This window comes from Shewanella sp. MF05960 (genome assembly GCF_050849305.1).
In the GTDB taxonomy this organism is placed as follows: domain Bacteria; phylum Pseudomonadota; class Gammaproteobacteria; order Enterobacterales; family Shewanellaceae; genus Shewanella.
Map to the genome: position 1 here is coordinate 110,962 of NZ_JBOZPS010000010.1, position 11,653 is coordinate 122,614.

An 11,653-nucleotide genomic window follows, 5' to 3' on the forward strand; every position below is an offset into this window, starting at 1 on the left:
GCTTTTGCCTTTAATCCTTAACAATAAAATCTAAATTGCAGACGTAAAAAAGCCCCAACTAATGTTGAGGCTTTTTTACACCACTCTCTATTACTAGAGATTATAATGGTACCCGAGGCCGGACTTGAACCGGCACGCTTATTCAGCGAGGGATTTTAAATCCCTTGTGTCTACCGATTCCACCACTCGGGCAAAGTGTTGTTTTAACCGTTACGTTACAGTAACCATTAAACGCAATTTTGTGGAGGCGCGACCCGGAGTCGAACCGAGATCGGCGGATTTGCAATCCGCAGCATAGCCATTCTGCCATCGCGCCATGCTACCAACTTCGAATCCATCGGATAAGATAAGAAATTGGAGCGACATATCGGGTTCGAACCGATGACCTATACCTTGGCAAGGTATCGCTCTACCAACTGAGCTAATGTCGCATTTTCAATCTTTATAAACGCTTTATTAAATCTGCAAGAAAGGTATCGTCTTCCAACCTATCCAACTGAGCTAATGTCACATTTTTTATCATTACAATCTAAGGACGTTTCCCCTGACTGCGGAATGGCATTCTACCGATTTGATCTGGATAGTCAATCAATAAAGTCAGGATTATTGCAACAAAATGACTGTTTGATGCATAAATCATCATTGTGGTGATTATTTGCTAATTTGAGACAATTTTTAACCAAACAATCACATTTAAGATAATCTCTTAAGGGTTTTCTTGAGCTCATCACACTTTTATATCAAACAAAATAAAAAAGCACCTCGATGAGGTGCTTTCATTCTAAACGCTATCAACAGTGTATAAACGACTTATTATAAGTTATACGTTAGGCAGTGATAATGTCGTTAATCCCAGCATTTTTTGCATAACACCAACAACCTGGCAGCTATAACCAAACTCGTTGTCGTACCATACATATAAAATGGCACGCTTACCTTCTGCAATCGTTGCTTGTGAATCAACAACACCAGCATAACGTGAACCCACTAAGTCACTCGATACAATTTCGGTAGAATCTGTATAGTCAATTTGATTTTGTAAACCAGACTGAAGTGCCACGTCTTTTAAGTATTCGTTTAACTCGTCACGATTCGTTTCAGCGTTTAAGTTAACGCTGATGATGGCCATTGACACATTTGGCGTTGGTACGCGAATCGCATTACCGGTTAACTTACCTGCTAATACTGGCAGTGCTTTAGCAACGGCTTTAGCCGCTCCCGTTTCAGTAATAACCATGTTTAACGGTGCACTACGGCCGCGGCGATCGGCACTGTGGTAATTATCAATTAAGTTTTGATCATTGGTATATGAATGAATAGTCTCAACATGACCATTTTCGATACCGTATTTATCGTTAACCGCTTTTAATACCGGTGTAATCGCATTAGTGGTACAACTTGCCGCCGATACAATCATGTCTTCGTCTAAAATATCGTTTTCATTAACGCCGTAAACCACGTTCTTGATTGCGCCTTTAGCAGGTGCTGTTAACAATACTTTAGTTGCACCAGGACTTTTTAAGTGTAAACCTAATCCATCTTCATCTTTCCAAATACCGGTATTATCAACGATTAACGCATTGCTAATGTCGTATTTAGTGTAATCAACTTGATCAGGTGAATTAGCATAAATGATTTGAATATAGGTACCGTTCGCGATGATGGCATTGTTTTCTTCATCAACTTCAACTGACCCATTAAAAGGTCCGTGCACTGAATCACGACGTAACAAGCTTGCACGTTTCTCAAGGTCACCTTTTTTACCACCACGTAATACAATGGCACGTAAACGCATTTTGTTGCTTTTACCCGTGCGCTCAATCAATAAACGAGCAAGTAAACGTCCAATACGACCAAAACCATAAAGTACTACATCACGTGCAGGTGTATCATCACCATGGTTAATGGCAGGCGCTAATTCTTTTGCCATGTAGGCTTCAATACCGCTTGCATCCTTGTTGTCACGCCAGTAGTTTATCGCTAATTTACCGATATCAACTCGACAATGCTTCACAGCCAATTTGCTTAGTGCTTCAACAAATGGGAAACTTTCGCGAAGGCGTAACTTTTCACCAACATGACGACGAACTAAACGGTGTGACTTAATGATTTCGATGGTTGATGCGTTTAACAATGGTTTGCCATAAACCATCACTTCAACGCCTTGGTTACGATACAACTTACCGAGCAATGGTTGCATTGCTTCAGCCATTTCGAAACGTTCTTGCCAGCTTTGTAGATGTTTATCTGCGCTCATGTAGGGATCCTTTATCTCACTTTTCCAGTTTTTTAACAGAAAGGTTTGAGTAACAAAAAGAAAAGACCAATAATTAAGTTTATTGTATGGGGCTCTGCCCTCTTGGTCGGCGACATTGTAATGAAATACAGCTCATTTCGCCAGTAACAAATTTTCGGTAAATATGTAATTTTATTAGACAATTTACCTCTTGGAGCTCAATTTGAGTCAAAATTTTGTATTAATTACATCATTTACCATTATTGGTGCATTTTTTGGCCTTTTTGGCTGCGATAATGACCGTAATAGCAACCTAATATGTAAAAATAATCCTGAACTTTGTAGCGATTTACATAAAGATAGTTGGTGTCGCTTCGAAAAAGCTGACCTCATTCGTCATCGCTACTTACTAAAACAACATTCCTCGCCTACAGGCAAAGAGCTGTATCAGCAACTTATTTACCTAGAAACATACAGCAAGTGCATCGAACTCGCCGCTGGTGTTCAGCATAAACTCAATACAGACAGAACACGCGACCGAGAACGTGCGTTTGCAGTGAGCACCCAAACGCTAGCAGAATTGCAAGAATCGACTCAACACAACAATGACCTCTATTTAGCGTATTACCGTTGGATACGTTTTAATGAGCAAGCGGGTCTTGAGATTGTTGAGCAAGCTTATCAACAAGGGCAACTTGACGATCCTGAAATCATTGGCCAATTGGCTTCTCATTATGTTCGCTTCGCACCAAATGATGCCAAAGCTCTTTATCTTCAATTATTAGGTACGACCGATGCTTCATTAATCAATCCAGATTGGTTTTTAGCCCTGGCGTCCATTTATAAACAGCAACAAGATCATGATAAAGAATACTTATTGACTCGGGCATATTTACTCATTAGTCAAAGCCAGGCAGATGAGACTCAATTATTGGCTATCATTAAAGGCGATAAACCATTGGCTCAAACTTTAGACAACCAAGCCAAAGATTTAGTTGCTGCTGTATTAAATGAACAATTTGCAAATAGCGTCAGTGAAAGGTTATTGAAATAGAGTCTGTTTGTACTTAAAAGTGCTCTTTAACCGTATGTATGGATAATAAGCCAACTTACAAAACCGTGCTTAAATTATCTTCAAAACGTGCTTAATGTAAAAAAAATACAAAATTATTGCCTTAATTCGCCTTATTCGGGTGATTTAGCTTGATTATTATGGCCAATTTGGTAATTTTACAACCAGGCGATTTACATGCCACCAAATTATTTTAACTTGAGGGATATGAGATGACTATCCGTGTAGCAATTAACGGCTATGGCCGTATCGGAAGAAATGTTCTACGTGCACTGTACGAAAGCGAAAAAGACTATCCAATCGAAATCGTTGCGTTAAACGATTTAGGCGATGCGTCAATTAATGCTCATTTAACTAAGTACGATACCGTACATGGTCGTTTCAACGCTAAAGTTGATCATGACGATGAAGCTATCTACGTTAATGGCGATAAAATTTTAACCTTCCAAGAACGTGACCCATCAAAGTTACCTTGGGCTGAGCTTAAAATTGATATCGTTTTCGAATGTACCGGTATTTTCACGTCTAAAGAATCTGTACAGCCACACCTTATCGCTGGCGCGAAGAAAGTGCTTATTTCTGCTCCAGGTAAGAATGTTGATGCCACTGTTGTTTACGGCGTAAACAACGAAGTATTAACGGCTGATATGACAGTGGTTTCAAATGCTTCTTGTACTACTAACTGTTTAGCGCCTATTGCTAAACCGTTAAATGATGAGTTGGGGATTGAGTCTGGTTTAATGACCACCATCCACTCTTACACGAATGACCAACGTTTATCTGATGTGTATCACACTGATTTACGTCGTGCTCGCGCTGCGGCAATGTCAATGATCCCAACTCAAACTGGTGCAGCTGCTGCAGTAGGTTTAGTGGTTCCTGAGCTTCAAGGCAAATTTGATGGTTTAGCGGTACGTGTACCAACCATTAACGTGTCTCTAGTTGACTTAACATTCTTAGCGTCTCGCGACACGACTGTTGAAGAAGTGAATGCCATCATTACTCGTGCTTCACAGCAGGCTCCAATGTCTGAAGTACTTGCGATTAATGTTGAGCCATTAGTGTCTATCGACTTTAACCATAATCCTTTCTCTTCAAATTTCGACGCAACACAAACTCGTGTTAATGGTCGTTTAGTGAAAGTGATGTCTTGGTATGATAACGAATGGGGTTTCAGTAACCGCATGTTAGACAACGCTGTTGCACTAATGAACGCGAAGTAATCTACCTTGTAGATTAAATTGTTAGTTTTAGATTAAGAGCCTCGCATTTATGCGGGGCTTTTTATTGCCTGTGAGAATGTGACTGTATCTTGTTGTATTCGTTAGGTGTCGTTTTGATCATCTCTTTATCGATGTTGCACTCGCAGTGATCATAAAGCAACCGAGTTGCCTATATAACGAAGCAACGAGGTACAAAAAAGCCGACTTGATGTCGGCTTTTTATTTAACACTTAAGCTTAATATGGTTTACGCATTGCCCTTCACTTTCATGTTTAACGATTTAGCAAAATCCAACATGCGTGTTAGAGGAATAAGCGCTTTAATGCGCAGTTCGTCATCGACAAAGATTTCGTGATTGGTTTTATCGCTATTGATCAATGACTGTTCAATGGCCTGTAAACCGTTCATCGCCATCCATGGGCAGTGGGCGCAGCTTTTACACGTTGCGCCGTTACCGCCGGTTGGCGCTTCGAGTAAGGTTTTACCTGGCGCCGCTTGTTGCATCTTATAAAAAATACCGCGGTCAGTGGCCACAATAAACGTATCATTAGCCATGGTTTGCGCAGCTTTAATCAACTGGCTGGTAGAGCCTACAGCATCGGCAAGCTCAACCACGCTGGCAGGTGATTCTGGGTGAACCAAAATAGCTGCTGTTGGGTGTTGTTTTTTTAGCTCTCGTAATGCTTTGGCTTGAAACTCGTCATGTACAATACATTCGCCCTGCCACAACAACATGTCTGCGCCAGTTTGCTTGTTAATGTATGAGCCTAAATGACGGTCTGGTGCCCAAATGATTTTTTTATCCTGGCTATCAAGATGCTCAACAATCTCTAACGCAATACTTGAGGTCACCACCCAATCTGCACGGGCTTTCACTGCCGCAGATGTGTTGGCGTAAACCACGACGGTATGATCGGGGTGAGCATCACAAAATGCATTGAATTCTTCGATAGGACAACCCAAATCTAACGAACAGGTTGCTTCAAGTGTTGGCATTAAAATGGTTTTTTCTGGACTTAAGATTTTGGCTGTTTCGCCCATAAACTTAACGCCAGCAACAATCAATTTTTTTGCTGGATGGTCACGGCCAAAACGCGCCATTTCTAGCGAGTCAGAGACACAGCCGCCCGTCTCTTCTGCTAAAGCTTGAATTTCAGGATCGGTATAATAATGGGCAACCAACACCGCATTTTGATCAATTAATAATTGCTTAATTCGTACTTTATATTGTGCTTTCTCAACGTCAGACAACACGGCAGGTTTTGGCGGAAACGGATATTCAATAGTTTCAATTTTAGGTGCCGACAGACTCATACAGGTTCCAATCTAGTGACAATATTCGAGTATTATACGAAAAAGAGCTTAAAAACAAAAGGACGCTTTAGCGTCCTTTTGGTTAAGTTAGTCTTTTTTAGACTATCGCATAGCGACTGCAGGATTAACGCATTGCTAAGAGCATTTCTTGAGGCTGCTCTAGGTAGTGTTTCCACAGATTACAGAAACGAGCAATAGTGCCACCGTCAATAACACGGTGGTCGCCAGACCAGCTCACTTGCATAATCTTACGCGCTTCAACTTCACCTTTAGCATTAAAGCGTGGCAATACCTGTAACTTACCTAATGCGACAATGGCCACTTCAGGTTTGTTAATAATTGGCGTAGCTACCGTACCACCTAATGCTCCTATATTAGAGATTGAAATCGTACCGTCTTTTAAATCTGCAGGCGATACTCGACCACTGCGCGCGGCGGTGGTTAAGCGAGTAATGTCGGCAGCAATATCTAAAATCGATTTGCTTTGCACATCTTTAATATTGGGGACTAATAAGCCTACTTTTGAATCAACGGCCATACCAATGTTATGACGTGATTTGTAGGTCAGCTCAGTGCAATCTGCATTGATTTGGCTGTTGAGTATCGGAAACTCAATCATGGCAAGTGACATGGCCTTCATAAAGAACGGCATCATGGTGAGTTTAACTTCATCGGTTGAGTAACGTTGTTTCATGCTTTCGCGTAGGGCAACTAACTCTGTTAAATCAAACTCTTCGCAATAAGTGAAATGTGGAATTGTCGATACTGACTCAACCATCATCTTCGCCATCACTGCTTTAACGCCTTTGATCGGTTCAACACGATCCGCGCCAGGTTGACTCATGATCGCGACATCTGTGGTACTAGCATTAGTTGATGCATGAGTAACAGAAGTAGCTGAAGACGAGAGAGCAGTAGACTTAACAACACCACCTTGTTGATGGCGTTCAATATCTTCTTTATAAACGCGGCCGTTTTTACCACTTCCGGCAACAAGTGCAATATTGATATCAAGTGAACGAGCCATACGGCGCACCGCAGGACTGGCTAGTGCTTTACCTTGCGCAACGGGTTCCCCAGTAACGGCAGCACTTTGACTTGTGGCCTGTTGAGCCACCTGTTGTGGCGCTGAGGTCATAGGCGCTTCTTCAGCTTCCACTTCGATAGCGAATAAAGGCGAATGCACTTTGGCTAACTGGCCTTTACGGTAATGCAATTTAACAATTTTCCCGGCTTTCATCGCGGGTATTTGCACTAACGCTTTATCGGTCATGACATCGGCAATCGGTTGGTCTTCGACCACGATATCGCCTTCTTCAACAAGCCAATCAACCAGTTCACACTCAACAATGCCTTCACCAATGTCGGGTAATAAAAAGTCTTCTACGTTTGAATGGCTAACAGCAGCAACGGCTGATCCGGCTTCAACGACTGGCATAACTTCTGCCGTTGGTGCCTGAGCGTGTTCTGCATCATCACTGTCCATTTCAACGGCATAGAGCGGTTGATGTACAATCGCAATGTCGCCTTTGGCGTAGTAAAGCTTAGTAATTTTTCCAGCATGGGGCGCTGGAATTTGCACTAGCGCTTTATCAGTCATCACATCGGCAATCGGTTGGTCTTCTGAGACGATGTCACCTTCGCTGACTAACCAATCCACTAATTCGCATTCCACTACACCTTCGCCGATGTCGGGTAAAATAAAATCTTTAATCATATCTTACTCCTAAAACGCTACTGTAGCCTTGATGGCTTCGAAGGTCTTCAATTCATCAGGCATGTATTCTTTTTCGTGAATTAACGGATACGGAGTATCTAAGCCACACACACGGCTGATTGGTGATTCAAGCGATAAGAAACATTCTTGTTGAATGGTTGCGGCTATTTCACCCGCAAATCCACCCGTTAATGGCGCTTCGTGGTTAATCAATAACCGGCCCGTTTTTGTCACGGATTTGGCAACAGTGTCAACATCCCAAGGTGCTAAGGTGCGTAAGTCGATAATTTCGCATGAAATACCTTCTTTTTCTGCACGTTCGCAGGCTTTTTCGACGATTTCCATCTGTGCGCCCCAAGCCAGTACAGTAATATCGCTGCCCTGCTTAACCACTTGTGCTTTGCCTAACTCGATGACGTAGTCACCGGCAGGTACTTCACCTACAGAGGCGCGATACAAGCGTTTAGGCTCAAAGAAAATCACTGGGTTTGGATCGCGAATTGCAGCCAATAGCAAACCTTTGGCTTGCTCTGGATTACGCGGAATAACCACTTTTAAGCCAGGCGTTTGGGTAAAATAGGCTTCTGGTGATTGTGAATGGTAATGACCACCTGCTATGCCGCCACCATAAGGCGTGCGAAACGTTAAGCCGCCGACATCAAATTGATTACCACTACGGTATCTAAATTTTGCTGATTCATTAACGATTTGATCGAATGCCGGGAAAATATAATCAGCGAACTGAATTTCAGCAACCGCAGTCATACCATATGACGCTAAGCCGTTAGCAAAACCCGCAATACCCTGCTCTGTGAGCGGAGTATTAAAACAGCGGTCGCGACCAAACTGTTCTTGCAAACCAGAGGTTGCACGGAAAACACCACCAAAGTGGCCTACATCTTCACCAAAAATCACCATGCGCTCGTCGGCAGTCATGGCAATTGATAACGCCTCATTGATGGCGTGTAACATATTCATTTGAGCCACGTTTAGAGTCTCCCTGCGCTTTTTGGATAGGCTTTCGGATACTTAGCAATGTGCTCTTTCAACTCTTTAAGCTGCTTCTTTAATGCAGGTGTTGGTTTATCAAGCACATCTTCGATGATTTCGTCTAGTCTCGGAACAGGCAGTTTCTCAGCGACTTTAACAGCGGCTAATACTTCTTCACGATAACGTTCAAATAATGTGGCTTCGTCAGCTTCAGTCGTCCAGCCTTTGTTAATCATCCACAATTTGAAACGCTTAACCGGATCATGTTGTTGCCATTTGGCTTCTTCTTCTTTTGAACGATAACCCGATGGATCATCTGATGAAGAATGCGCGCCTAAACGGTAGGTCATCGCCTCAATAAGCACGGGTGCATTATGTTCTAGTGCGTGGGCACGAGCTTGTTGCGTGGCTGCAAGTACCGCAAGCATGTCATTACCGTCCACACGAATAGTGTGCATACCGTAACCGACACCACGACTGGCAATACCGTTACCGGCAAATTGCTCTTCGGTAGGGGTCGAAATGGCATAACCATTGTTACGACAAAAGAAAATAACTGGTGCTTTCAATACTGCAGCCATGTTTAAGCCTGCGTGGAAATCACCTTCTGAAGCAGCGCCTTCACCAAAATAACAAATGGCGACATTGCGCTTGCCTTGTAATTTCATACCATAAGCCACACCTGTAGCCTGCGGGATTTGCGTTGCAAGCGGTGACGAAATGGTTTGGTAATTGAGCTCACGGCTGCCGTAATGGATCGGCATTTGACGCCCTTTACCTAAATCTTTTTCGTTACTGAACATTTGGTTCATAAATTGTTCAGTACTAAAACCGCGATAACGCAATGAGGCATGCTCACGGTATTGAGCCAAAATGACGTCGTCTTTATCAAGTGCTGCTGTGCTGCCGACAATAGAGGCTTCTTCACCGGTACAGGTCATATAAAAACTAATACGTCCTTGACGCTGCGCACCCAACATACGCTCGTCTAATACGCGTGTAAAAACACAAGTATCAAAGATTTTTTCGGCTAAAGTCTTGTCGATAACAGGCAATACCGCGTTTTCATACGTGGTGCCGTCGGCTTGCAAAATACGCAAAATGGGGATGTGCAATGACGCTTTGTCTAAGAAGCTGACACGGTGCACTGTTTCATTGGTCAGTGGTGCGTTGCTCATATTATGCTCTTGTTATTGTTGAGCCATGTTCAATATAAACATGGCTCTATTTATACTATGCGAGTAGACATTACGTTAACGTAAACTACCTATCAATACCTACTCTCGCTGTAAACGCATTTTACTCACGATTAACATGTATATATTGCTTTACGACTATGCCTAATCTATACAATCGTTTCATTTAATGCTGGCACTAAGCAAAGCACCGTTCGTTGACCAATAGGGACATTCGCATTAGGAAACACGATGGCTTCTTGCGGATGTTCTACTTTAACTTCAATACCGCCTTCGGTGGCCAACACTTCCCCCTGATTAAAGGCACTGAAGTTTTTGGCATCACCGGCAAAGCTAAACGCAAAGTCATCGAAATGTTTATTAATCGAGCGAGATACTTTGTACAAATTGACCTTGCTAGCGTCAAACTCAACTGGGGCTAACTGAGTTTCAGTAATCAACTTTTCAAGCATAGTATGAGTTTGAGCAAAGCGACTCATATCGTTTTGGCCAAATGGCATGACTTTACCTAATTCAACAGTAAAAGCATCTGCTTGAAATTGCTCTGACGAATAATAGCTGAACGTGGTTGTGGGCTCATGGTGGAACAACATCGTATCAACGCCACATGCCGCCAAAAACATAATTTGTTCACCGCTGAAAGCACGGCCTGGGCGGTATGGGTAAATAGCAAACTTCTCATGCTTTGAAGCACGGATTGCAGTATGTAAGTCGTAATGTATGCGTTGATTGTCACGATTGGCATTGAAAAAATCTGCCACATATTGCTCTAACGCTTTTGCACGATGACGTTCTGGGTGGGTTAAGCCCTCACCTTTTGAATGCGCGCCGCTGAATAACCGGTTCATGTTCTCGTCAATAAAACGGGTTTTATTGAGAATAGCAGCAGGATTACCGATTAAAAACATCACTCGTTGTTTTGCGATAATTCGCTGGGTCAGTAAATCTTTAATGAGTTGATTACAGATTTCAATCGGCGCGGTTTCATTGCCGTGCACAGCGCAAGACAACACAATATCTTTGCTGGCATGAGCTGGAGTAAATACAATCACTCCAGTATCTAATACATCAACACGAGTGTGCTGACCTAGCATAAAGTCATATGCTGCAGGTATTTGAGTGGGGTTGGCTAAGGTGTAAGCTAAAAAATCGTTATGTTTGGTTAGGTCAGATAACACGATCAACTCCTTGTATCATTATTATATGGCATCGTTAATGACATGTTACTTAATGGATTAACTTTTGTGCCTATTGGCGCGGATTCTATCATAGGAGAACGCGAGTTTAATGATGGCATATGTTAGATTTATTTATTAATCAAAGTTTGCTTGCAAAAACATAAAATATTCAACACAATTACAGCCATCTAGACTTCTATAATTTGTTTTAAGGGTATGTCATGGCGTTAGCAACATTTGGTGCAGGTTGTTTTTGGGGTGTTGAGTATTTCTTCCGTGAAATCGACGGTGTAAGCAATGCAACTTGTGGCTACATGGGTGGCAAAGACAGTGCTAACACCTATAAAGAAGTTAAAACAGGTTCTACTGGTCATGCTGAAGTGGTTCAAGTTGAGTTTGATCCAGAAGTCGTCAGTTACAACGACTTATTGGACACGTTTTGGAAAAACCACAACCCAACCATGCTCAACATGCAAGGCGGCGACATTGGTACGCAATATCGCAGCACGATTTTTTTCCATGATAAAGAGCAAAAAGCCCAAGCTGAAAGCTCGAAGTTGGCATTAGCACGTAGTGGTAAATGGGGACAGCGTCATATTGTGACTGAAATTGTACCAATACAAACATTCCACATTGCTGAGGAATATCATCAGAATTATTTAGAAAAAAATAATTTACCAACCTGTCACTTGGTTTATTAATCACAGTAACGTTCCAAGCCTAGCAA

At 42.3% G+C, this 11,653-nt stretch carries 9 protein-coding genes and 3 tRNA genes; 3 read left to right on the forward strand and 9 right to left on the reverse strand.

Translation table 11 applies throughout. From position 1 onward, the window contains the following. Nucleotides 1-106 precede the first annotated feature (106 nt). The 4 genes from ACROAE_RS12090 to ACROAE_RS12105 form a co-directional block, all read right to left on the reverse strand. Nucleotides 107-192: transfer RNA gene (locus ACROAE_RS12090), tRNA-Leu, on the reverse strand. Between the two features lie 50 nt (nucleotides 193-242). After that, nucleotides 243-316, reverse strand: a tRNA-Cys gene (locus ACROAE_RS12095). Nucleotides 317-355: 39 nt separating this feature from the next. Then, nucleotides 356-431, reverse strand: a tRNA-Gly gene (locus ACROAE_RS12100). A 389-nt stretch (nucleotides 432-820) separates the two neighbouring features. Continuing rightward, nucleotides 821-2,257, reverse strand: coding sequence for a glyceraldehyde-3-phosphate dehydrogenase (locus ACROAE_RS12105; protein WP_432402039.1), 1,437 nt, complete (start codon nucleotides 2,255-2,257; stop codon nucleotides 821-823). 202 nt (nucleotides 2,258-2,459) lie between these two features. Between ACROAE_RS12105 and ACROAE_RS12110 the strand changes: the two genes are divergently transcribed. Next, the gene (locus ACROAE_RS12110; RefSeq protein WP_432402041.1) at nucleotides 2,460-3,290 is read left to right on the forward strand and encodes a DUF2989 domain-containing protein; all 831 of its coding nucleotides are present in this window, start codon (nucleotides 2,460-2,462) and stop codon (nucleotides 3,288-3,290) included. 230 nt (nucleotides 3,291-3,520) lie between these two features. Then, nucleotides 3,521-4,531: a type I glyceraldehyde-3-phosphate dehydrogenase gene (gene gap / locus ACROAE_RS12115; protein WP_432402043.1), complete on the forward strand. Its 1,011-nt coding sequence runs from the start codon at nucleotides 3,521-3,523 to the stop codon at nucleotides 4,529-4,531. Between the two features lie 246 nt (nucleotides 4,532-4,777). Here the strand turns inward: gap and nadA are convergent, their stop codons facing one another. From nadA to astE, 5 genes are all read right to left on the reverse strand, one after another. Continuing rightward, nucleotides 4,778-5,845, reverse strand: a complete 1,068-nt coding sequence (gene nadA / locus ACROAE_RS12120) for a quinolinate synthase NadA (RefSeq protein WP_432402045.1) — start codon at nucleotides 5,843-5,845, stop codon at nucleotides 4,778-4,780. A 124-nt stretch (nucleotides 5,846-5,969) separates the two neighbouring features. Beyond that, on the reverse strand, nucleotides 5,970-7,562 hold the full coding sequence (locus ACROAE_RS12125; RefSeq protein WP_432402047.1) for a dihydrolipoyllysine-residue acetyltransferase: 1,593 nt from the start codon (nucleotides 7,560-7,562) through the stop codon (nucleotides 5,970-5,972). Nucleotides 7,563-7,571: 9 nt separating this feature from the next. Further along, complete coding sequence (locus ACROAE_RS12130; RefSeq protein WP_432402049.1) at nucleotides 7,572-8,549, reverse strand: alpha-ketoacid dehydrogenase subunit beta; 978 nt, start codon at nucleotides 8,547-8,549, stop codon at nucleotides 7,572-7,574. A gap of 2 nt (nucleotides 8,550-8,551) precedes the next feature. Beyond that, on the reverse strand, nucleotides 8,552-9,730 hold the full coding sequence (locus tag ACROAE_RS12135; protein WP_432402051.1) for a thiamine pyrophosphate-dependent dehydrogenase E1 component subunit alpha: 1,179 nt from the start codon (nucleotides 9,728-9,730) through the stop codon (nucleotides 8,552-8,554). 167 nt (nucleotides 9,731-9,897) lie between these two features. After that, nucleotides 9,898-10,926: a succinylglutamate desuccinylase gene (gene astE, locus ACROAE_RS12140; RefSeq protein ID WP_432402053.1), complete on the reverse strand. Its 1,029-nt coding sequence runs from the start codon at nucleotides 10,924-10,926 to the stop codon at nucleotides 9,898-9,900. Between the two features lie 221 nt (nucleotides 10,927-11,147). Between astE and msrA the strand changes: the two genes are divergently transcribed. Further along, on the forward strand, nucleotides 11,148-11,627 hold the full coding sequence (gene msrA / locus ACROAE_RS12145; RefSeq protein WP_432402055.1) for a peptide-methionine (S)-S-oxide reductase MsrA: 480 nt from the start codon (nucleotides 11,148-11,150) through the stop codon (nucleotides 11,625-11,627). The last annotated feature ends 26 nt before the right edge of the window (nucleotides 11,628-11,653 follow it).